Annotated in this window: 27 protein-coding genes; all 27 read right to left on the reverse strand. The window is 45.6% G+C overall.

All coding sequences use genetic code 11. The annotated features are described in order from the left end of the window. Positions 1–145 precede the first annotated feature (145 nt). The gene (locus tag ACESTK_RS19615; protein ID WP_373120550.1) at positions 146–619 is read right to left on the reverse strand and encodes a hypothetical protein; all 474 of its coding nucleotides are present in this window, start codon (positions 617–619) and stop codon (positions 146–148) included. Positions 620–636: 17 nt separating this feature from the next. After that, positions 637–3,708 carry a hypothetical protein gene (locus ACESTK_RS19620; RefSeq protein ID WP_373120551.1) on the reverse strand — a complete coding sequence of 1,024 codons (3,072 nt, stop codon included), beginning with the start codon at positions 3,706–3,708 and terminating at the stop codon, positions 637–639. Between the two features lie 11 nt (positions 3,709–3,719). Next, positions 3,720–4,106: a hypothetical protein gene (locus tag ACESTK_RS19625; protein ID WP_373120553.1), complete on the reverse strand. Its 387-nt coding sequence runs from the start codon at positions 4,104–4,106 to the stop codon at positions 3,720–3,722. Continuing rightward, a complete protein-coding gene (locus ACESTK_RS19630; protein ID WP_373120554.1) occupies positions 4,090–4,338 on the reverse strand; it encodes a hypothetical protein in 249 nt (82 codons plus the stop codon). The genes ACESTK_RS19625 and ACESTK_RS19630 overlap by 17 nt, the downstream gene beginning before the upstream one ends. A 12-nt stretch (positions 4,339–4,350) precedes the next feature. Continuing rightward, complete coding sequence (locus ACESTK_RS19635; protein WP_148463651.1) at positions 4,351–4,755, reverse strand: hypothetical protein; 405 nt, start codon at positions 4,753–4,755, stop codon at positions 4,351–4,353. An 11-nt stretch (positions 4,756–4,766) separates the two neighbouring features. Next, entirely contained in the window at positions 4,767–7,655 is a 2,889-nt protein-coding gene (locus ACESTK_RS19640) for a hypothetical protein (RefSeq protein ID WP_373120555.1), read from the reverse strand. A 39-nt stretch (positions 7,656–7,694) separates the two neighbouring features. After that, the gene (locus ACESTK_RS19645; RefSeq protein ID WP_373120556.1) at positions 7,695–8,045 is read right to left on the reverse strand and encodes a hypothetical protein; all 351 of its coding nucleotides are present in this window, start codon (positions 8,043–8,045) and stop codon (positions 7,695–7,697) included. 26 nt (positions 8,046–8,071) lie between these two features. Continuing rightward, positions 8,072–8,506 (reverse strand): hypothetical protein, encoded by a 435-nt coding sequence (locus ACESTK_RS19650; RefSeq protein WP_148463648.1) that lies wholly within the window; start codon positions 8,504–8,506, stop codon positions 8,072–8,074. Between the two features lie 11 nt (positions 8,507–8,517). Beyond that, positions 8,518–8,934: a phage tail protein gene (locus tag ACESTK_RS19655; RefSeq protein WP_195699452.1), complete on the reverse strand. Its 417-nt coding sequence runs from the start codon at positions 8,932–8,934 to the stop codon at positions 8,518–8,520. A gap of 16 nt (positions 8,935–8,950) precedes the next feature. Next, positions 8,951–9,325, reverse strand: coding sequence for a hypothetical protein (locus ACESTK_RS19660; RefSeq protein ID WP_373120557.1), 375 nt, complete (start codon positions 9,323–9,325; stop codon positions 8,951–8,953). Then, positions 9,322–9,837 (reverse strand): HK97-gp10 family putative phage morphogenesis protein, encoded by a 516-nt coding sequence (locus tag ACESTK_RS19665; RefSeq protein ID WP_373120558.1) that lies wholly within the window; start codon positions 9,835–9,837, stop codon positions 9,322–9,324. The genes ACESTK_RS19660 and ACESTK_RS19665 overlap by 4 nt, the downstream gene beginning before the upstream one ends. Further along, positions 9,834–10,208, reverse strand: a complete 375-nt coding sequence (locus ACESTK_RS19670) for a hypothetical protein (protein WP_368357060.1) — start codon at positions 10,206–10,208, stop codon at positions 9,834–9,836. The genes ACESTK_RS19665 and ACESTK_RS19670 overlap by 4 nt, the downstream gene beginning before the upstream one ends. Further along, complete coding sequence (locus tag ACESTK_RS19675) at positions 10,183–10,521, reverse strand: phage head-tail connector protein (RefSeq protein WP_368357059.1); 339 nt, start codon at positions 10,519–10,521, stop codon at positions 10,183–10,185. The genes ACESTK_RS19670 and ACESTK_RS19675 overlap by 26 nt, the downstream gene beginning before the upstream one ends. A 5-nt stretch (positions 10,522–10,526) precedes the next feature. Then, positions 10,527–10,772, reverse strand: a complete 246-nt coding sequence (locus ACESTK_RS19680; protein ID WP_373120559.1) for a Rho termination factor N-terminal domain-containing protein — start codon at positions 10,770–10,772, stop codon at positions 10,527–10,529. Then, positions 10,769–11,701 (reverse strand): hypothetical protein, encoded by a 933-nt coding sequence (locus ACESTK_RS19685; protein WP_373120561.1) that lies wholly within the window; start codon positions 11,699–11,701, stop codon positions 10,769–10,771. Before ACESTK_RS19685 ends, ACESTK_RS19680 begins: the two co-directional genes overlap by 4 nt. Positions 11,702–11,718: 17 nt before the next feature. Continuing rightward, on the reverse strand, positions 11,719–12,363 hold the full coding sequence (locus ACESTK_RS19690; protein ID WP_373120563.1) for a DUF4355 domain-containing protein: 645 nt from the start codon (positions 12,361–12,363) through the stop codon (positions 11,719–11,721). 134 nt (positions 12,364–12,497) lie between these two features. Beyond that, entirely contained in the window at positions 12,498–12,662 is a 165-nt protein-coding gene (locus ACESTK_RS19695; RefSeq protein WP_373120565.1) for a hypothetical protein, read from the reverse strand. Between the two features lie 176 nt (positions 12,663–12,838). Beyond that, entirely contained in the window at positions 12,839–13,006 is a 168-nt protein-coding gene (locus tag ACESTK_RS19700; protein WP_195699460.1) for a hypothetical protein, read from the reverse strand. Then, positions 13,007–14,581, reverse strand: a complete 1,575-nt coding sequence (locus ACESTK_RS19705) for a minor capsid protein (RefSeq protein WP_373120567.1) — start codon at positions 14,579–14,581, stop codon at positions 13,007–13,009. Beyond that, a complete protein-coding gene (locus ACESTK_RS19710; RefSeq protein ID WP_373120569.1) occupies positions 14,578–16,005 on the reverse strand; it encodes a phage portal protein in 1,428 nt (475 codons plus the stop codon). Before ACESTK_RS19710 ends, ACESTK_RS19705 begins: the two co-directional genes overlap by 4 nt. Before the next feature lie 5 nt (positions 16,006–16,010). Beyond that, entirely contained in the window at positions 16,011–17,384 is a 1,374-nt protein-coding gene (locus tag ACESTK_RS19715; RefSeq protein WP_373120580.1) for a PBSX family phage terminase large subunit, read from the reverse strand. Positions 17,385–17,418: 34 nt separating this feature from the next. Further along, on the reverse strand, positions 17,419–18,198 hold the full coding sequence (gene terS, locus ACESTK_RS19720) for a phage terminase small subunit (protein ID WP_373120570.1): 780 nt from the start codon (positions 18,196–18,198) through the stop codon (positions 17,419–17,421). A 95-nt stretch (positions 18,199–18,293) separates the two neighbouring features. After that, positions 18,294–18,464, reverse strand: coding sequence for a hypothetical protein (locus ACESTK_RS19725; protein WP_373120572.1), 171 nt, complete (start codon positions 18,462–18,464; stop codon positions 18,294–18,296). A 2-nt stretch (positions 18,465–18,466) separates the two neighbouring features. Beyond that, a complete protein-coding gene (locus ACESTK_RS19730) occupies positions 18,467–19,384 on the reverse strand; it encodes a hypothetical protein (RefSeq protein WP_373120574.1) in 918 nt (305 codons plus the stop codon). Positions 19,385–19,862: 478 nt separating this feature from the next. Next, a complete protein-coding gene (locus ACESTK_RS19735; protein ID WP_373120576.1) occupies positions 19,863–20,321 on the reverse strand; it encodes a hypothetical protein in 459 nt (152 codons plus the stop codon). After that, entirely contained in the window at positions 20,260–20,469 is a 210-nt protein-coding gene (locus ACESTK_RS19740) for a hypothetical protein (RefSeq protein ID WP_373120578.1), read from the reverse strand. Before ACESTK_RS19740 ends, ACESTK_RS19735 begins: the two co-directional genes overlap by 62 nt. Beyond that, on the reverse strand, positions 20,462–20,659 hold the full coding sequence (locus ACESTK_RS19745) for a hypothetical protein (protein ID WP_373120579.1): 198 nt from the start codon (positions 20,657–20,659) through the stop codon (positions 20,462–20,464). Before ACESTK_RS19745 ends, ACESTK_RS19740 begins: the two co-directional genes overlap by 8 nt. Positions 20,660–20,945 lie beyond the last annotated feature (286 nt).

A 20,945-nucleotide genomic window follows, 5' to 3' on the forward strand; every position in this document is an offset into this window, starting at 1 on the left:
AAGTAATCGTCAGATTGTCGCCTGATGATAATACCATTCCATGAAGCCATTCAAGAGATTTGCTTTTAAATGTGACTGTTTTAAAATCTGTAGAAACAGATATTAACAGATCATTGTCTTGGAATGAGTGGAAAAAGCTTGTTTCTTAATACAAAATCTTTTTACACGATACCCAATTATTACTTGACTTATAGGCTACAGTGATTTGATTAGTATTAGCAAAAATTGCGCAAGCGTCAGAGCCGTATGTAGAAGGTAAAAAAATTCCAAAAGACCATGCTGGAATTTTCTCACCAGTATTTCCCACGTTAACACTTGTTCCTCCAACACTTAATAATTTTGCCTTAGTTCCATCCGGCATTTGTGTAATTCTCTCGGCAATATTGGGAAGCGAGTCACTATTTAGTGTGTTCAATGCCTGTATTATCGTCTTCTGTCCGGCATCCAGGGCAAATGCCTGTGAAGCGAGTCCATTCAAAATCTGCTTCGTCAAATCCTCCAACGTAATAATCCCACCCTCGTTCGTGGTGGGATCGATGAACATCAATTCTTTCCCTGCGGGAATCTGTGTTACTTTTGTGAGGCCGTTTGCGTCCTGGCCGTCCTGTGGTAATGCCATAGCTTAATCTCCTTTCTTCATACCGCATCTACATTCAGATTGACAGCTTTCCCTCCGATCACAAGGAGTTTGCCGCCTACTATGAGTGCTGCAGTCTTGTATGTGGTAAATCGTCCGATCACCACACCGCCAAACATGTAATCTTCATTCTTTACTTTGATACTGTAGCCGTAACCCAGGAAGCTCTCACCGCTTTCAGTCTTTTTACGCCAGGAAAACCATGCTGCCGGATAATTCTTTGTGACCTCGCTTCCATTCTGGTACACAACTGCAGTCACAGTTGTAGTGCCGTCTTCGTTATCATGATAGCGGACATTGTACAGAAGTGAATTTCCCACCAGACCGTGTAGGTCTGTAGTTGTCTCGGACAGATTCATCTTCAAACCGTCCACGCTTGTCTCAATGTTGGCTACTTTCTGGTTTGTCGTAACAATGGCAGCTTTTGCCTGGTCTGCGGTATTCTGGGCGGCTTTGATATCATCAGCCAGCCCTTCCGCATCTGCCAGGAGCATGACGGTCTGGGTATCCAGATTCTGGGCTCCTAACGCATCATATAAGGTACAGCGGATCATGTTCACGTCAGCTCCGGAGGGAGCATATATCTTCATGATCTCAGCAGATGAAGAACCATACTTCAAAACATAGGTTTTTCCATTGTCTTTTGATTCCTCAATCTGAAAAATTCCGGAATAGCTGCTGATGATCCCATTGTCATTCTTAAATGCTGAGAAAGTCACGCTTTCCGGAACCAGAGTCTTTCCGTCCTTTTGTTTCCGGATCACCTGGCTGCTGACACGAAGGTCATAACTGAGACCAATCTTTCCGTCCTTTGCCTTGCTGATGGAAAATCTCTTGGTGATCCAGGAGCCCATTGACTTTACAACAAGCGTTTTACCGCCTACAACAAGCCCTTTTCCACCGACCAGAAGAACTTTCCCTTCCAGTCCGTAAAGCCCCGAAATATCCACGTAGCCGTTGTCAGAAGTCATTGCTGTGACCTGATACGTTCTGGTTTTCGGATTCCAGGTACCGTTTACTCCTTCAGAAGCTTTCACCGTAATCTGGTCAATGTGATCGGAAACATCCGTATCGCCCAGATACACGAAAAAAGTGGTATGACAGCTGCTGTAATCCCCACCGGAACCATCCGTATAGGTATGGACCACATGCGCATCATTGTCCAGGGAAGCCCCGATTGCATCCAGGGTGGAAATCCCGGACAAAGTGTCCAGGGCTTTCTTCGCCGCGTCAGAAGCTGCATTTGCTGTGTTGCTGGCGGCATTTGCGGTACTGGCGGCATTGGATGCAGTCGTAGAAGCACTGACAATGTTGGTATTCATCTGGCTGTATAACTGGTTCAGGCTCTGGTTCTGATCGTCAAACCAGATCCGGCTGCTCTTGATACTCTGGGAGCTGCCATTGATGGCTGATACCACCGAAGGGATATCCAGCTTAGTGCCGGCAATGGCTGCGTTATCTGCCACCATCTTATTCACGATCAGACCATCCGCGATAGCTCCAGGCTTCACGCCTGTGGAATCCAAAAGAATCCCTTTTCCGGTCTTATCAAACAAAGAAAAGGTAAAATCCCCGGTTGCGTCCAGGCCTGCCTGCATCCGGACAGTTCCGTCTGCGTCCCTCCACTGCTGGGTTGCCCCCTGGATCTTAATCCCGCCATCGTCAGATGTAATCATAAATTTATTGGTGGAAATAGTGCCGCTTAAAAGATCCCCGACCGTGACCGTCTGCATAACTGCAGTTCTGATCAGTGCAGAGTCAATCACAGCATTCTGGGAAGTAAGGTGGATGTTCTGCAAATCCCCCACACCGGCACCACCTGCAAGCAGAGTTTTGATATTGGCATAACTGGAATCCAGGATATTGATCTTTGCATTGGCGGCAGTAAAATTTGTAGCAGTCAGATCCCTGAAGCTTCCAAACTCTGCATCCAGGTTCTGTACCGTCGCATTGACCGCATTCAGATTCTGGATTGTTGCAAATTTCAAATTGGCAGTATCCACATCCAGCTTGTTGATCATAGCGTGGTCGATCATCACCAGCTGTGCATAATACCGCTCCATTTCTTTTGTGGCAGGACCTTTCCAGTTTGCATTTGTTTCATCTTCTGATAAACCTACAGCCTCCACAGAATCCGTAAAACCGCCATCATACTCCCTTTCCAGTTTCATCAGTGGAACCTTGTAGGAGCCCCCTTTTCTGTCTTCCACGGTGAGGACGTCCCACGGATCCAGCCGTGGGTCTCCCATCATCCGTAGGGAACCTGGCATATAGGAAAAACCTTTCAGGGAATCCATCACTTTGTCCAGGGTATCCTGTGTCATAAACGGATTGGAAAAGATCACTGCCCTTGGTCCGTCTCCAGATGAAACAGAAACATCTTTCCCTTCTTCATCCTGGCCAGTGTAACAGGTAAGCTTTTCCACCTGGAACAGGTAATCGTTATGTTCAAAAGAATCCCAGTATCTGCCGGTGCTGACCGTATAACCGCTGTCCACGTAGCTATGCAGTTCAATCTGTCCGTTTCTGTTACATACTGCAAAACGGCCATGAAGCTGTGCTGCGTAAGAAAGAACCTCCCTGCAGCTGTAACCTTTCGGAACTTTCATGGAAATGCCGGAAAGACCGTCTGTTACAACCATCACCCCTGTGATTTCCTGGATTCTTTTCAGAACCGCCGCCGTATCCGTACTGTCTCCATCCATAGAGAATGCACGCTCTGTTTTCATCATCCGGTCATAAGCTGTAAACTCAATCTGTTCTTCATTTCTGGATGGTTTTCCAGGCGTGAAATATCCCATGGGGATGTATTCCACCAGACCATTCACTTCCATTCCAATCTGGACCAGGAGCTCATGCCCCTCAATGGCTTTTCCCGGATCCGGAATTGTGATGGTAACGTACTGGCTCACTGTGGAGCCAAGGGAAAAATCATCCTCCCCTTCTGCTCCGCCAGTAAACTTAATGCTTTTCGCATTTGTTATGGATACATCATCATAGGTGATGAGTGCTTTAAAAGTTCGGGAATCCTGTAGCACCAGGTTTCCAAAAGCTTCTGAAGACTGATACACAGGACCACCTCCTACTCAGTCATGATCTCAAGTGTTTCCAGGTCAGCCACTGTCAGGGCATCATAACGCGGATCGTCACATTTCTCAATCTCTTCCTCAGAAACAGTATGGATGCCAACCTCTGTCTCAATCGCCAGAAGCTCATCCAGGTCTTTTGCAAAGCCCTCTTTGTCCTCAATAGAATACTGCCCGTTCTCAACCAGGAACTTTCCATCTTCGCCTTTTGCTACGTATTTCTCAAGCAGTTCCTGGCGCTCTGCGTCATAGGCATTGGCTGCATCACTGACTGCTGCCAGGTTCTTCTTGATCGCATAGCCAAGCTTTACCGGCAGCCGCTTCTCCCGTAAGGAAGCACAGCCATTGACAAAATTTAATATGTCTTTATTTTTCAGTTTCATCTGCGGTACCTCCTGTTACACGCTCGTCCTCAGCTGCATAGACTAACTGGTTAAATGCTTCAATGTCTTTTCTGCACTCTGCCCTGTTTGCCTCGTACAAGTCGCGGTCCTGGACGGTAATACTGGTGCTTGCGTTCCCAGCTTCCGGGATCTGTGCAGACATGTAGACCACAGGTCTGCCGTTGATCATGCTGTTGAAATTCATGGATACTGATTTTGTTCCTTTTAACATTTTGGTTTCCTCCTATTTTTGAATCAGGTCCACAGCCACACCCTGGTACGTCTTCACACCTTTACGGTAAGTATATACAGGGTAGGCTGGAGCGCCTGCATAAAATCTTTTTGTTACTTTGGTATTTGTCCCTGGATCCAGGAAAGTCACATTAAAAAAAGCAGGGGAAACGGCTTTATCAATCACCACTGCCTGCTCTCTTGTCAGCGGCGGCCAGCTGCATTTCAAAGTATATTTAATCGCAATCAGGTCTCCCACCATCTCGCCATTGGCTGCACGTCCGGTATTTTTTGACCATATTTTTTCTTTGGTCACGGTAAGACCATTCAGCTTAAGACCTGGCATTGGTACTCCATCAATTTCAATATCTGAAGATGTTTTTGTAGTAGTTGTTCCACTGCTTACAAAGTCACTCAACCGACCACCTCCTAACTAAATACTGGTTTCCCAGTAGATTTCTGATACTGCTGTCCCTTTTTTCGGACAATTTTAAACAGCTTGTCTGCATCACCTTCCAGGTAAATATGGATCTCTGTCTCTCTGTCTTTGGACTGTGATCTGCTCTCCAGCGCATTTACCACAGCATCATATACACCGGCACGGATACCTTCGATAATCTGATTATTGTTGGCAACGGCATTTTTGCTTCCCATTCGGCCGACCAACTCAGGGCCGCTCTCGCGTGCCATGAACATTTCACCGTTCTCTGGGAAACCGCCTTTGGCATACCAACTCAATCCAAAGCTTGGTGTAGAGAAACTCACAGGACCTACGTTGTGTTTATTCCAGGATACGGAAACATGCGGTAGCGGAATATGTACGGAACCAAATCCACTGGCAAAGTTCTGGATTGCATTTTTTCCGGTATTGAACAAATCTGGGATTGCATTGCTGATCTTATTTGGAAGATCCTGAAACCAGTCCCCTATGCTGTCCCATTTTTCACTCAATCCATCTTTTAAACCAGATAAAACATTTCCGCCAGTCTCAACCAGCCAGTCCTTGGCATCTGACAGCTTGTCCTTCACCCTTCCTGGAATTTTCCCAATCCAGGTTAAGGCAGAACCGATATTATCCTTCAGACCTTTCAGGAGTCCTGAAATAATAAAGCCACCCTGTTCAGCCATGACTGTCGATGGACTGTGGATTCCGAATGCATTTTTGAAACCATCGATAAATGGATCAAAGATATGCTGCTTGATCCAGGTACCGATTCCCTTCACACCATCAACAATACCTTTGAAAATACCCTCGACTACATTTCCACCGCACTCTTCAATCTTCTTCTGGAAATACTGCTTTGCCTCCTGCACTTTTTCGCTGATTACGCCTCCCAAGAAAGCCGCAAGACCTCCAAAGGCCGCACCGATCAGTTCAAAAGTACGGTCTGCGATTCCATTCCAGTCAATTGCCGCAAGACCTTCCCAGACTTTTTCTCCCAGCTGGTACCAGTCAATCCCTTCAAGAGCAGTTATTCCAAAATCCAGCAGACCTTTCAAGCCATCGGAGAATGTATCTCCAATGCCAGCAAAGTCAACCGTCTGGATCGCGCTGTTTACAAATTCAGACAATGCATTACCGGTTCCGATCCAGTCAAAATTCTCTATTGCAGTATGAATAAAACCTATAACTGTATTAATCCCGCTTCCAAGCGAATGCCCTACCAGTCCCCAGTCTGTTGTCTGGATAAATCCGTTCAGTCCATCCGTAATACCTTTTGCAATATTAAAGACCGTCTCATTGATCAGATTCCAGTCAAGACCGCCAAGAGCCCCATTGATACCGTTTCCTACGGCATTTCCCAAGCTTCCCCAGTTGAAATTCTCAGCAAAGGTATTAGCAGTTCCGAATACCGTGTTGATTCCCTGGGATAGCGTATTCCCAACTAAATTCCAGTCCGTAGCCTCTATGAAACCATTCAGGAATGTAGCTGTGCTCTTTGCAATCCGGTTGCAGGTATTCTGAATAGAATCCCATGGAATGTTCTGCAATGCTGAATTCAGCTTGCGTCCGACTATTCTGCCAATTTCGGTAAAATCAACATTTCTCCAGGCTTCCTTGATCTGCGCTGCAAGTGCTTTCATTTCGTTTGAAACATTCAGTGTCTCAAACATGTCCTTTCCAGTAAGGCCGCCAGTACCGGCACTGTCAGAAGAACTGGAACCGGACGTATCATCCAGTTTATTGATCTGGTCGAACCCAAGAAGTGTGCGCTGCAGCTTTTTATTTGCATCATTTGCCTTGTTGGCACTCTTTGTGTTCTTGTCAAGACTTGCAGCATAGTTCTGGTTCAGCTGTTTGGCTTTGATAAAGGTACCGGCGCCGGTCAAAGCACTGGTAAGCTGTCCAATTGCATTTACCACAGAAATGATTTTCTGGATTACTGCATTCAGGATTGGTGCCACAGTATTCAGTACCGGTGCAAATGCTGCTGCAAAAGCATTTTTCAGCTGAGTCAAGGAAGACATCAGCATGGAAAGGCTGTTATTGGTATCCCCGCTGTATTGAGACAGATTTTTGAATCCATCCACCAGTGCACTCCGTAGCTTGTTCACCAAGGCAAACAGGCTTCGAATTCCCAAGGAATACTTCAGCAGATTTTTCAGTCCGCCGCCAAAGGAACTGCCATTGTCTTTTACTCCACCAGTGAACCGGTTTAGGATAGGAATTCCGCTTGTGAATTTCTGAATCAGTGCACCGAATAAACCAGATGTACGTCTGATCACACCGCCTACTTTTGAAAATGCAGAGGTGACTCCGCCAAGGATTCTTACCAGTCCACCCCAGCCTTTCGAAACCGCTGATGCACCGAGACCTGCTACCTTACCAATTCCGCCGACAACTGATTTTCCCAATCCCATTGCCTGCTTTGGAAGAGATACCGTTCTCTCTACATCCGCACCATTTGCTTTCATCTCTGACATCTCAGTTTTATATCCTTCAACGGCATTCTTTGCCTTTTCGATGTCATATTGCAATGATTTCCATTCCCTACTCTGTTCTTTGACACCAAGTGCCTCCAGTTTTTTCTGCTTTTCAAGTAAATCAGCCAAAGCATCTCTTGCCTGGCCTGCTTCCTCCCGAAGCTCCTGAAACTCCTGCGTTGGAACCTTTATCCCGGATTTTATCTGAAAGTCTTTTACCATTCCCTTTAAAGAAACAGAGGACATTGTTTTTCTGATTTTCTGCAGCATCCCCTGGATCTGCGATGTACTTTTCGCAGTGTCCTGTTTGGCACTGTCCAGTGCTTTTTTCAATGGGCTCTTATCCGCTGTCACGGTAACCTTTAAGGTTGCAAGATTCTTATCGTCTGCCATTCATTTCACCTCCTCAGGGCATAAAAACTGGCAGTCGGGTTATAAGCCTAACTGCCTTCGTCTGTTTACTTCTGCAATATATGCTTTTCTTCGTTCCCTATAATCTTCTATCTGCTGTTTCAGCTGATTCTCTTCCCAGGACTTTTTCTCTGCTTCAAAGAAACTGGGATAATAATCCCAGGGATGGGGCATTGCCTCTTTATCACCAGCAACAGGTGCCAGGATATTAAGTGCAATCACTTCTGCTATAATGAAATCGTCCTGAATTTTCAGCTTACGTTCCTGCTCTTTCCGTCTGCCGTAGCTTTCCAGCATGTCTATGATCTCATTTACAGAAGAATTCCAAAACAGGTCAATGGAAATACCTGCATCAAGGGCATATGGGTACAATTCGCTCAGAAACTCTGAGGTTGTCTTTACTGGTTCTCCAGCTCCTCCATGATGCTCTGAGCCTGTTTCTCCGGGAAAAAACCCGAAACCACCAGGGTAGGGATTACCACCTTTTTGAACAGATCAACCTGGTTTCCACCTTCCTCTGTCCAGGAATCGTAAATCTTCTGGATATCCGGGTAATCAATTCCATGCTCCCAGGGCTCCATAGCCGCCTGAATAATAGTCAGCATGACCGACAGGGAGGGCATGTCTTCCACCAGGTTCATAATATTCTGGCGATACTTGTTCTCCAGCTTGCCAATTGTAGAAGCTTTCAGTTTCAGTCTGTAATCCCTGCCTTTTACTGTCCAGTACCAGAAGGGCTTGCGCTTCTTTTTCTCTTCATCCAGGTTTACAACCTTTTCCTCTTTCATCTCGTCCTTTTCGGACACATCATTTAATCCGCCTAAACTCTCCATGTGCTACCTCCTTATGCCGGATCCACGTATACAATATCAGACTGCACGATCATAGTCAGTTCGAACTCGATCACACCGTTGACGCCTCCACCAGTACGTTTTACGGAGACCTGTGCGTCATACTGGATTTTGGTGCCATCTATATCTGACTCTTCAAAACTTAATACTTCTTTGTCCTCTGCCGCCTGACGCATAACACGATACGGACTGTCTGCCTTAGTGTTATCGTACTTGTACTTATACACCATATCTGGTAAGTCACCAATTCCAAGCTCATACATCTTATGAGGGTCTGTAAGAGTTGTATTTTCTACTTTTTCCGGCTCAGAACCAAGCTCCGGAATCTCTTTCAATCCCGGAAGGTCTTTATACGCGGAGCTTGCTTCAGATTTCTTTTTATATCCTAACTTTGCACCATTTGCTAACATGCTTCGATCTCCTTTCTTAATTCAGCCAGTATACCTGGTCTGAATCCATATCAATAATTCCTTCGTACCTCATCTGCTTATGCTTCATGCCGGATGGATCCGGAACATCTGCACAGCCGATACGCTTTAACCCAAGAGCGGACACAGCCTTATCTACAGCAACCGCAGTTGGTGAGGTATTTTTAAGATCCCAGATATCAATGCGGTACCGTACCTTGGATTTATCTTCTCTCATTCCTTCCGCACTTCCACTGCCTTCAAAGACGCTGTTGTCTTCTTCGGTAAACTGAATGGTTGGTTCATTCCCTGCCCACTCTTTCGGGTATGTATCAGACACATGCTCTGAAACAGTGAGCAGTGCCGCGAATACTTCATCTTTTACATTTTTCATTTAATGCTCTCCTTTATAGCAGCTGAAAAATCAGCTTTCATTCCCTCCAGGATCTGATCCTGACTGTCTTTTAACGCCGGATACATGAACGGATAGGCGGGCTGTCCAGTGCACAGATAAAAGCGTCCATCTGGAGTATCCAGGTAAAACCAATGGTATTTCTCAGCCACACGCCTATCCACCTGACTTTCATGGATCCACCAGGGATTCTGCGTATAGGCTGGCGTAATCTCTGGTGAAATGCCTGCATGGTTCTCCTGACCTTTCGGTCCGGTACCAAATTCCAGATAGGTCGCATAAGGTTTATTTGTCCAACAGACACCAGTTACCGTATCGCCGTTATCTTCCACTTCTGCATAAATGCTCTGCCTGAGTTCCCCTGTATCCACATGTACATTCATAACGGCTGTGCTTCGTACAGTTTGGATAGCATTCCCGATTGCTTTATTCAGATCTACATCTTCCAGCTGATCCAACTTTATTTCCAGTTCATCCAGACCTTCCGCGCTCATGTCCGTTCCACCTCCAGCGTCAGAAAACGGTATGATTTAATTGCAACAATCCTGTAATCCGGCTCAGTATTCTCACCGACGAACAGGCAAATTCCATCCAGTTCCATCAAATCAATACCATTATCCAGAATGTAATGCAACCGTCCATTTTCATCCGGCTTGATGGCATATCCTCCATCAATTTTCACATTACGGATGTACCCAAGTCGCTGTCCATACTGCTGCGCCTGGACTTTCCCTGAAGCAGGCCAGGATTCCCCAGAAAAAGAACTGGCAGCACTGTACTCTTCGTAAGTGCTGCCCTCTTTGTCCTTTTTTACCATCCGTTTTCTGTGATAATAAGTCTCAAGTCTGCTTTGTCTTAGTCTCATAGGTTCTGCCTCCCACTCTGGCTAGCCGGAAACGGTTCAGTACATCATAAATCTGCCTGGGAGCATTGTCGAAAGAATAGGACTCACCGCCTTCACTTCTGCCTGTCTCGCCCTCTGTTCCCAGACGGTTCAAGGCAATCACAGCAAGATCGCGCACAGCTTTCTCAAGTCCGGTAACAAGCCTGATTCGGTTGGTATACCCCAGAACAAACGCTTCTGCCTCGTCAATCAACACTCCAATCAGTTTCTCATCATTGTTGCCGGTAAGAATTTTCAAACGCTCTATGGCTTTTACTTTCTCTTCATCCGTCAATCAAATCACCCTTTCAGGACACCAAGCAGTTCTTCTTTGCTCAGACTGGAATAACCGGAAAGACCTTTTTCCTTGGCAACAGCCCGAAGCTCTGCCAGGCTCATGCCGTCAAGGTCTCCAGGAGCTTTTGCCTCTGAGGATTCCTTTTTGGAATCCCCGGAAGTCTCTACCAGCTTATAGCCATCTTTGAGCAGCTGCTCGCACTTGGAAGCATCCACTTCGCGTTCCACATTTTCTCTGATCACTCTCATGCTTTTGCCTCCTTGATATTCACATAAACGGAATCCAGTTTGTTCTCCAGGATCCAGATATCATGGAATCTACGGTAATCCAGCTGCCATGCGTTTAATTTCTGGTTTACTAACGGATCAAAGATTCTCATGACATCCTGTTTTGTGATCGCAATTGGTGTGGTTACCGGGCAGATAAAGAAGTTGACATTCTTTGCGGTGGCTCCCTTTTCATAACCGCCCTGTTTCTGCCCCTCTGTCTTTCCATCATTGATCTTGATAGAAGTATACATACGGTTAGAGGATGTTGGAATAATCGGCACGCGATCCACAGAAGGAACCTGTGTGTCAATGCCGCCTTTGGAAAAGGTTGTCGCAGTAATTTTTCCAGCAAGTTCCAGTTCCAGCTCCATGATAAAATCAGTAGTTGCCTGGCATACAAGAGGTCCGGTATAGTTATCCCGTACCGCCTTGATACCTTCTTTAAAAGCTCTGAGCGCAGAAGTTCCAGTGGCTCCCGGAGTGTAACCATAATCCACCATTCCTGCCTTTTCTGCTGTGATTGCCTCTGTAGCCACTTTAGAGATACGGTAAGCGTCAATCTCCGGAACTACGTGCATTCTCTGGAACTCACCCATAACAGCAGACGCTGTTGGAATGAAGTTCGCCTCGTTGATATCCATTGGATCAAGATTGAACAGACGCCCACGATCCTGAGTCATTGTTTTTGTCTGATAACCCAGAGTAACGGAGCCCTGTGTATATCCGTTATCCCTGTCATAATCTCCCATTCCCTGAAGGGACATTTTCGGGATCTTTACTTCATTTCCACCGTTATAGATCACGCGTCCCGCATTGGCGTCCATCCATCCGGTTGTTGCTTCCTGTACTGCGACCTTATCCAGCATAGTCATAAATAAGGTTGCAGCTGCTAATGTGTTAATTGCCATAATTTATTCACTCTCCTTTAATTATTGCCCATCATGATGTTATACACCTGCTCTTCCAGGGCTTTCTGTGCGTCACCGCCTGTTGCCTTCTTCGGAGGCTTGCCGCCTTTCAGCTTTTCCTCCACTGCAGTCTCTACAGCTCTCTGGAACACTTCCTTGACTTTCTCCATGGATTTCTTGCAGGTATCAGCGTCCGAATAATCCAGCACCTCTGCAAGCTCCTGGGGAAGCCCGTCACTGGCAAGGGTGTTCTTGGCTTCTGCCATCAGCTCCTTGCGTGTGATTGCTGCCTCTCTGTCAGTAAGTTCCTTTTCTCTTTTCTGCTGCATGTACTGCGCTTTTTCTTCCTTTGTCATCTTGGCGAGCTTCTCGGCTTCGGAAAGCTTATCATCCGCCAGTGCCTGCCACTTCTCCTGGGCTTTTGTCACTGCCGTATTGACCGCCTTCTGGACACGTCTGTCAAACTCCGCCTGGTTGCCGCCTGTTTTCAGGAAGTCATCAAAAGATGGAGGGATATCTCCACCAGCTCCACCTTCACCGCCTGCGCCCTCGCCAGATCCACCGCCATTGCCGCCATCAGCCCCAGCGCCGTCTCCTCCTTCTGCAAAAAGCTGCAGGTTCATTGGTACTTTACAAAATGCTTTTACAATTCTATTTCTCATGTCTATCCTTTCCGCCCAGCCTATTCCCTTTCAGGGCCCGGGCCATTCGTTTCAGATTTTCTAGTTTACCCTCGTTTCGGAGCATAAAAATAAGACGCGTCACCCTGCGTCCCAGAGGGAGATAATTGGATCACCTATTCCTTTCTCTGTGCGGTCTTAGCTGGTTCCTTCACGATTTCAGCCATACCTTCCTTCACCAGGTGATCTGCTCTGGCCTCGTCCACATCCAGGACGGTACCAGGTTCGATTACCTTATGCAGACGGATGTCGCTGTAACGCTTGATTGCTTTTATTTTCATGGTTCTCACCTCCTCTTGCGCCGGCGCAAATTTTGCATATTAAAAGAGAGCCTGTTTCCAAGCTCTCCTAATAGTCAATATTTCTGTTTTACTTTAATGTCCAGCATTCGGATCATCATAAATGCTGCCCGTTCTGCCTGTTCATCATAATCTTTTTGTAACGGTATTAACAATTGTTAGTTAGAAATTACCTTTTCTATATCATCCATAGTTGCGTTAATAGTATCCCAGTCAGCAGGCGAATCCCCTACATCCACAAGGAAATGTGTATCATCTAATATCTCAACAACTGCTGCCTTCCGTCCATCTTTCAGAAGGACTGTATCAAATTCTTTTATATGCATTTACTTCGCCTCCTTAATGTACGTACTTGTCAGCTTTGTTGTGCCATCAGCCTTTTTGATCCATGCAACAATTACATTTGCTGGTGTGTCCTTAAGGCCATACAAAACCATTTTCTGTTCATATCTATCACCAAATCCTTCATTTCCTTTGAACGTGGCCGGATACTGCGTTGTGCCTTCTTTCAACGCTTTCTGAAGTTTCTGCCAATTATCTATTCCATAACCCAAGCGATCTGTAAAGGCTCTGCCCTTAGGATAACCTTTCTCACTGTTCTCATCAAACAGATATTTCGTAAACTTAGGCTCTGGCAAAATTGCGTTTTCTGCATTCGGCAGTTTCAACTCTGGATGCTGCAGAAGCTCATTCCTTCTCTGGTAATCCAGATTCATAAATCTCCATTTCTCAGGTTCATTATACTTGATTTCCTGGAATCCTGCAAAACTTTTTGGAATTTCTTTTCCCAGGGCTTTCTGATAGCGTTCATACTGTTCCCGGTCTGATGCACTGTTCTTAGCAGCTTTCTCCTGCGCCTCAGCTTTGGCATTCCCTTTCACGTATTTCTCATACCACTGGTCATAGGTCATATTCGCTGGCACCTTCTCTATACGGCCTGTAGCCGGGTTATAGGCGCTTCTTTTCATCCGGGCGAGAGTTTTTTCATCAATAATACTAATGGTTGTAGAACGGCACCAGGGATGCATGGGCGGATAGTTCTTTCCCGCTTGCCTCTCTGGCAGTAAAAAGACTTTTCCATCCAGACTCCGACAGATCTCACTGGTACGTAAGTCCAGGGTTGCGAGATACCGGTATTTCTCTACGCTGCACTCCTCATAAGCCCTGGCGGTAAGCTCACCAGCTACAAAGCAGCTCTCTGTCCTCACCAACCGTCTTGCCTGGATAGCTCCCGCCCCAAACTTGTATTCAATAATCTGTGCTGTTTCCCGATCAGTACGGCCTGTGAGAAGACTGACCAGCATTTCTTCTTTCAATGTCTGCGCCAGATTTTCTGTGTTCTTCCAGATACGCTTTGAGTAATGCTTTCCAGACCAGTTCATCTGTAACACCTGGTCAACCTGTTTCTGGCTGATATGGGAAAAGCTGAAACCAAGCCCAGTACGCTTCTGGACATTGTAAATAGACTGGTAATAAGCCTTTTCTCCCAGATCACGTAGGAAACTGGTATCAAACTGCTGCTCCTGGTGGTAGACATTTTCCATCAGCTTATCTACCTGCTGCATAACATCCTGGAGTCTTTCAAGCCTTGCACGGTATGCCGGAGATTCCAGTTTCTGGACAAGCTCCTGCTTGGTTTTTTCTGAATAATCTTTATTCTTCAGTGTCCGCAGAAGTTCATCCAGAGAAGTCTTATCCTGTAAGGTATCCAATAACCGTCGGGCTTCTGTCTCTGACAATTTGTGCTTTGTCATATATTTTTCAAATATATCTTTCGCAGCGTAAGTCAGATTCATGGAAGCACTTCTGTACACTTTTGCGATCAGATCAGCTGTGGCTTCCGCATCATCCAGATTCTTGTATAAGTCCCACACGGCGCGTCTTTCCCAGTAGTTGCTCATTCAGCATCATCCTTTTCAGATTTACCTGGTTCCTTGTGATCCGGATTATCATCTTGCGGTGGTGTGTTCTCCTGCATGCCAAAGACCTCCTGCTGCCGTTTCAGGTTCTCTTCTGTCTCTTCATCCAAAGCTTTCAGTTCCTCGTCCACATCATCCACAAATGGTACCTGGGACAGTAGTGTTTTTCTGCTTACTTTTCCCCACAGGTTTGCCACAATCTGGGAGATCTCCAACAAATTCTTCGGCAGTGCCCTGGTAAAGGTCATTGTGATTCCGGCCGGATCCACACTCTTACCATGGAGTGCCAGATAATTGCAAAAAATCCGAATGCGCTTTCTTAAACCTTTTCTGTAATATCTGGTCTTTATCTTGGTGATATTCTCCATTCCCAGGAGCTTAAACTCCATAGCCACACCAGACACATTTCCACCAAAGGATTCATCTGACATACAGGGAATATGGGAAAATTTATGAATATCCTGTTCAATAGCTTTTTTTAGGATTTCCACTCCGGATTCATCAAACGTCCTGGTCAGATATTCCGCCTTAGCTGTATCAGGCATTTCAAGCACCTTGTACTTTTTCAGCCTTTCTTTTGCCATTTTGATGTTCTGATTTTCCTCTTCCGTACCAGATTCATCCTCATCTGAGAGCAGCGTGCCATAAATGGCAAGGATTGCATCAATAAACTGCTCCTTGTCTGTGATACGGTCGCTCATCAGCGCGTTGTAAGCGTCGATCAGAGGGATCTGAAGCTCAAAGTCCCCAATGGCAAGCTTATTGTTCAGATACTCAATAATCGGGATTTCTCCCAGGTAATGGGGGGCTGGCAGTTCTGTTGTCAGCTGTGGTACTTCATTATTTTGGATATCCAGCTCATACTTGTAATTCGGCGTCAGCACGGTTGCAATATAATGCTCCGGTCCCGTCCCCGAATCATCTTTCCGGACATAATAATAAACAGCAAAGAGCTCGTTTTCCTCTATGCTGTCATCTTTTACCATGAACGTATTTTCCGGAGACAGGTTCTTGGTCAGTAGATTATTTTCATTTTCCTTCACATACACATATTCGTAAGCCAGGCCATAGATGGAAAGATCCAGACCATTATCACCGTCAGTCTCATCTGCCCCCGCTGTTTCCAGTGCATCTGTCAAATCCTTTATATCGGCATCAGACTTATAAGTAACCGGATTTCCGATAAAATAACTGCTGGCTGTGTCTGAAATGTCCTTTGCATGGTTGCATACCAGCCTGTTTTCCCGCTTGGCATCTTCCAGAATCTTATGTTTGCCCTGGTAATAAGCCATGTTCTTTTTCAGATCTTCAACCTGGCTGATGTGCTTACTGATCAGCTGACGGATGATCCTTTTGTCCGGTGCCCGCTCGTCAAATTTTTCTCTTGGAATTGTAAATATATACATTGTTCTCACCTACTTATTTCTCGAAGTCTCGCTACCCTGCTGCCAAGCACTGTGCTCACAAAGTAACGTACAGCGTCACAGCTATGATCGTGCTGCTTAACTGGCTTATCCTCCCCACGTTCCAGGGCTTTTTCATCCCAGATGTAGGAAGCAAATTCTTTTATGGTTTCTGTACAGGAACTGGCAAATTTCAGCAGTTCCAAATTCAGCAGCATTCCCACTAGGCGGATTCCATCCAACACATCATTGTTGGCTTTCAGCACTTTGTACCCGCGCTTGCGGAGCTCTGCAATGAAGGAAGCTGCAGATGGATCCACGATGATTGCTTTTATCTTCGTGCCATCCAGCCATTTTTTTAGGTCATCCGCATACTCAGAATCTGTTTTCTGCCTGCCCTTGTCTCGGCCAGAATAGTAGTATTCCCGGATGCAGTACCAGACTCCATCTCGTCCCTTGTTCCAGAGCAGGAAGACGGTTGCATTCTGAGTACCATAGTCACAGGAAACATATCGGTTGCCGTTGATCAGAAGCTGAAAGAAATCCTTGATATCGCGGACATGCCTGGCTTCATCAAACATATCATAAATAACGCCCTCGGCTGCTGCCCATAATCCCAGGATGTAACGCTTGAAGAATACGCCAATGTACATGCTACGGTATCTGGCTTTTACCTCTTCATCCAGGGACAGGTTGTCATCCATGGTGAAATGCAGATACAGAAGCTCTTTCAGTCCTGGATCCTTGCCTTCTGCTTTTGCCTTCTGGCGGATCTTTCTGACCTGTTCTTTTCCCAGGTAGCCCGTGGCTTTATCGATCCAGTTGACCTTGAACCAGTGATACGGCCCGTCCGGGTTACAGTTAAACCAAAACTTGGAGCCTTTCACAGAGCAACGTCCTGTTGCCTGGTTGACAAAGGATTCCGGCATCAGTGCAACCTCATCAAAGAACACACCAGCCAGTGTAATACCCTGAATAAGATCCTGAGAGCGTTCATCTTTACCGCCAAAGATGTAGAAATAGTTTTCAATACTATTCTTCCGCACAACTACCAGATTGTCTGCTCTGTGATCCGTGATAGAGTAACCTCTTGATCGGAGCATGAGCTTCAGCCAGAACAAAACATTTCGCCGGAAGGAGCCGATTGTCTTTCCGCACATGGCAAAGTTCTGACCTGCAAAACTGCTCATTGCCCACATAACAAAAGACAGCGACATGCTGACGGTCTTTCCTGATCGGATAGCTCCGTCTGCTATGATTCCATCTTTGTCATGGACTGAGGATTCTTTGCACCACCAGGTCAGTACCTGTTTCTGCTTCTTTGAGAATGGAGAGAAGTGAAATGTCTGGCCGTTCTGTCTGGTTGTCCGGTTCTGCTTCATCTGCTGCAGGCGCTTCTTAAGGCTGCTTAGTTTCTCATACATCCTCATCACCCCAGACATTTTCGGCAGAAGCATTCATGGCTTCCAGGAAACCGTCATCCGTATTGTCCTCGTTCTGTCCATCCTGTTTCAGAAGCTCCAGCTCGAACTTCATAGTTTCAAGCTCCAGATGAGCATCATCATAGCCAAACTTATGCAGGGCTTCAATTGCCCTCTGGCGTCTGGCCTGGACTCTGGTCAACGCATCCTCAATGGACTGGATCTGACCAAGGATTCCTTCGTATTCCCTCAGGAGTGTTGGCTTGCCTTTCTCCATTCCAGATTTGTACTTTGTAACAGACATTCCGGGAGGTGCTTTTTCAAGCTCATCCTCTCCTTGGTCATCTTCCGGATCCGAAGTCTGCTCCAGGAGTTTCAGGGCTTCAATCCGCTTTAACATCCTCCGTTCCCGGACAGTCAGCAGCTGAATCTCCTGCAGAAGCAGCTGCTCTTTATCCGGCTGTACTGCCTGGATCAGCTTCTGCTCATCTGGTTCTAAGCAATCAAAAAAGAGAGTCTCAAACTCTCCTGTCTTAACTGCATTCTTATTCTCCGGCGGACCGGTTGCATTTTGATTGCCTGGCTGACCACCCTTTTTCCTTTTTGCAACGTTGCGTTTTTCTTTTGCAACGTTGCAATCCCATTTATATCTATTTTTCCAACTTCGAACAGTACCTTCCGGCAGATTCAGTTGACTTGCAATCTCAACTAATTTCATGCCTTTCAAACACATGGCCTTCGCCTGTTCAATTCTTGGATCCGGCGCTCTGGCCATGTCTCATCACCTCTATTCGTCGTTTTTTGGTACAACAAAAGCAGCCCCGAAGAGCTGCCTTGATGTTGTTGGTGTGTTGCGTGTGTATTTTTTAATTAAATGTAAAACTCTTTATTCTGTGTTTTATTAACAGGATTATACTCAATTTCAACATTCTTTAATATGCTACATCTTTTAATCGCCTTGCCTTGTTCTTCTGGGGTAGAATATTTTGCAGGGGAAAAACCGTTTACAATTTTTTGGTATTGAATTTCATAATTCTCCATAACTAGCTCCTCCTCTTCTTAGCCATTATCATAGCTTCACCGTTATGATTTTCGATTATTTTTACAGCATCTGATGATGAAATTGTTTGCATATAGGAATGGTGTAGTGTTAATACACAATCCTGCAAATCTTTGCAATCATCAATAGAGCGGTCATCCAACCCTTCAAGCTCTATAATATCCAATCCTAGAGCCTTTAATTCATCTACATGAATATGTCTAGAATGAGAAAATGTTTTATTATGGCTAGACAAAGTTCTAAGCACCTTATTTGCACGCTGCTTTTTGTCTTTATATTCTGCAAACATATTCTCTATGAGCCATTCCTTTACGATTGTTTCTGACCAGTCAATTGCTTTTTTGCAATCCCCAATAAACGTTGGATGATATTTTCCAATAATCGGACTCCAAACCTTAGCGGCAGCAGGATTATCAGTCACGTCTTTAACGGCTTCTTCAAATTCTTCAATTATTGCAGCACAAGACATTCCACCAAATTGAGGATCTATTGGACCCAAATTAGACTGTTTTCCCATTACAATTTGTTTAGAAGATAAAGCTATCATAGTTCCCGCAGACATTGCCATTTGCGGAACAAATACTCTTATATCATTGCCGAATAGTTTTTTCAAGTAATAAACAATGGACTCTGTGGCAGCAATTCCACCTCCAGGAGTATGCAGAATCAAATCAAGGCCTTTACTTCTATCCAGTCCGCACACAGCCTGCATAAACGCATTTTTATCGTTATCATCTATTCCAGTTCCTTCTATTCCTGGCTTCTGAATGAATGCTGAATAATACGTTATTATATTACGTCCTGTATATTTGTGCATCGTTTGTAAGTATTTTCTACGCATTACATCTAATGGATTCTCCGCGTTTCTAAGTTCATTTAATACTTCTCCCCAACTTGGCATCCCCACACCTCTTCTTTCGTTTATATCCTCATTATACACGCTTTTAAATGTAATGCAACAAAAAGAGTTACTTTTGCGCAAAAAAGACACCCAACCACAAAAGTCAGATGTCTTTCTAGAAATAGTATTATGAGGAGCTAAATCGGAACACCAGGACTCGAACCTGCGGCTCGGATGAACGGCTCATGCTCCCTCCCAATCGGGGAGGTGTTCCGAGATGGACGTGCACCCTTGGTATCGTCCAAGGTGGATCCAACCCTGTCGTAAACGTTTTTCACATTTCGTGGAAATAATAATGCCGCCGCTTACCTACTAAGCAGTAACAGTACCTTTGGCCTTGGTCTGGTACTAACCAAATCAAACGCCAGGCTGTGACACCTGGCAATCACTTAATAAGGAGCTTAATGAAATCTTTTCGCCAATCCCAGTATACATACTACCATAACCGAAGCGGACATGACCGGACATTTTGAAAATTTTATAATATTTTTTCAAGATATCGGTCATGACGCTTTCTGCAGCTGTCTTCTGTATATTTCCGTTTCGGAAACCGGCTGTTCATGTTTGCTGCTACCGCCACCCATGTCATATCATCCAGGTAATAAAAACGAAACATCATTCTCAGATCGCTTTGTGGGATTTCCCGGATAAAATCATCTACTGCATTCAGTGCGTCCTGCAGTTCATCTTCCAGTATGTGAAGCTTTGTTACCCGCTTTTTGATCATACCCTTCACCTGATCAACTTCTGGAAAAGGATAGCCGGTTATCTTGATCGGACCGAAGGTTCCATCCTTTCTGGTTCCTTTTACGGTATCAGATACAACACCCTCATTCTCGATCTTGACCAGCCTGCGCCTGTCCCGGTCTATGCGGTTATGTAGGTCTTTGCTTTCTTCCTTCAGCTCCACATACTGCTCCAGTACCGTCTTGTCCATCTCTGTCACCTCCCACAAGCTGTTCATATCTATGTACCTGTGCCAGGATTGCCGGTTCTGATCTGGCATCCTCCAAGAGCTTCCTTGCCTTATCCGGGTTCATACTTAATTCTCTGGCAACCTGCAGCACTCTCTTTTCATCAATCATCTGGCACCTCCACTTCTGGCCAGTCATCTGGATATGCATCGCTGTTATCAAAATACTCTTGACATATTTTCCGGATAGCGCAGTCACAACAGTATCTGCAATCACAATACCGCTTAATTATATTTATTGCTTCCGCAGCTTCCTGGTCTGCCACTCTTTTCTGCTCCACGCTTATGATTTCAATCATCATGCTCACCTCTGTTTTTAATCATGCAGGAGCCAGGCGATCACACCGAAGGCTCCGATCAGCACGCCAACACCCATTGCAACGATTACATCTATCATTTCCTCGCCTCCCAGCTCCTGCACTCCCGACAGCGAATCTTACTGCTGCATAAGGTGCCCTTTATCATTGACAGCCTCGGACAGGTCGGGTGGACGTATACGATCAGCTCCCCTACTCTGCCGGTACTGTGTTTACAGGTTTTGTATTTTGGCATATCCATCTTAAGCATCTCTCCTTCCTACGCAAATCT

The organism is Ruminococcus sp. Marseille-P328, assembly GCF_964249465.1.
In the GTDB taxonomy this organism is placed as follows: domain Bacteria; phylum Bacillota; class Clostridia; order Lachnospirales; family Lachnospiraceae; genus Blautia_A; species Blautia_A faecis.

Bases quoted from the DNA above. Each gene is read 5' to 3' on its own strand.
- ACESTK_RS19615 (WP_373120550.1), bottom strand. From the start codon at position 619: ATGGCATTACCACAGGACGGCCAGGACGCAAACGGCCTCACAAAAGTA.
- ACESTK_RS19625 (WP_373120553.1), bottom strand. From the start codon at position 4,106: ATGAAACTGAAAAATAAAGACATATTAAATTTTGTCAATGGCTGTGCT.
- ACESTK_RS19630 (WP_373120554.1), bottom strand. From the start codon at position 4,338: ATGTTAAAAGGAACAAAATCAGTATCCATGAATTTCAACAGCATGATC.
- ACESTK_RS19640 (WP_373120555.1), bottom strand. From the start codon at position 7,655: ATGGCAGACGATAAGAATCTTGCAACCTTAAAGGTTACCGTGACAGCG.
- ACESTK_RS19650 (WP_148463648.1), bottom strand. From the start codon at position 8,506: ATGGAGAGTTTAGGCGGATTAAATGATGTGTCCGAAAAGGACGAGATG.
- ACESTK_RS19655 (WP_195699452.1), bottom strand. From the start codon at position 8,934: ATGTTAGCAAATGGTGCAAAGTTAGGATATAAAAAGAAATCTGAAGCA.
- ACESTK_RS19660 (WP_373120557.1), bottom strand. From the start codon at position 9,325: ATGAAAAATGTAAAAGATGAAGTATTCGCGGCACTGCTCACTGTTTCA.
- ACESTK_RS19665 (WP_373120558.1), bottom strand. From the start codon at position 9,837: ATGAGCGCGGAAGGTCTGGATGAACTGGAAATAAAGTTGGATCAGCTG.
- ACESTK_RS19670 (WP_368357060.1), bottom strand. From the start codon at position 10,208: ATGAGACTAAGACAAAGCAGACTTGAGACTTATTATCACAGAAAACGG.
- ACESTK_RS19680 (WP_373120559.1), bottom strand. From the start codon at position 10,772: ATGAGAGTGATCAGAGAAAATGTGGAACGCGAAGTGGATGCTTCCAAG.
- ACESTK_RS19685 (WP_373120561.1), bottom strand. From the start codon at position 11,701: ATGGCAATTAACACATTAGCAGCTGCAACCTTATTTATGACTATGCTG.
- ACESTK_RS19690 (WP_373120563.1), bottom strand. From the start codon at position 12,363: ATGAGAAATAGAATTGTAAAAGCATTTTGTAAAGTACCAATGAACCTG.
- ACESTK_RS19695 (WP_373120565.1), bottom strand. From the start codon at position 12,662: ATGAAAATAAAAGCAATCAAGCGTTACAGCGACATCCGTCTGCATAAG.
- ACESTK_RS19700 (WP_195699460.1), bottom strand. From the start codon at position 13,006: ATGCATATAAAAGAATTTGATACAGTCCTTCTGAAAGATGGACGGAAG.
- ACESTK_RS19705 (WP_373120567.1), bottom strand. From the start codon at position 14,581: ATGAGCAACTACTGGGAAAGACGCGCCGTGTGGGACTTATACAAGAAT.
- ACESTK_RS19710 (WP_373120569.1), bottom strand. From the start codon at position 16,005: ATGTATATATTTACAATTCCAAGAGAAAAATTTGACGAGCGGGCACCG.
- ACESTK_RS19715 (WP_373120580.1), bottom strand. From the start codon at position 17,384: ATGAAGCAGAACCGGACAACCAGACAGAACGGCCAGACATTTCACTTC.
- terS (WP_373120570.1), bottom strand. From the start codon at position 18,198: ATGGCCAGAGCGCCGGATCCAAGAATTGAACAGGCGAAGGCCATGTGT.
- ACESTK_RS19725 (WP_373120572.1), bottom strand. From the start codon at position 18,464: ATGGAGAATTATGAAATTCAATACCAAAAAATTGTAAACGGTTTTTCC.
- ACESTK_RS19730 (WP_373120574.1), bottom strand. From the start codon at position 19,384: ATGCCAAGTTGGGGAGAAGTATTAAATGAACTTAGAAACGCGGAGAAT.
- ACESTK_RS19735 (WP_373120576.1), bottom strand. From the start codon at position 20,321: ATGGACAAGACGGTACTGGAGCAGTATGTGGAGCTGAAGGAAGAAAGC.
- ACESTK_RS19740 (WP_373120578.1), bottom strand. From the start codon at position 20,469: ATGATTGATGAAAAGAGAGTGCTGCAGGTTGCCAGAGAATTAAGTATG.
- ACESTK_RS19745 (WP_373120579.1), bottom strand. From the start codon at position 20,659: ATGATGATTGAAATCATAAGCGTGGAGCAGAAAAGAGTGGCAGACCAG.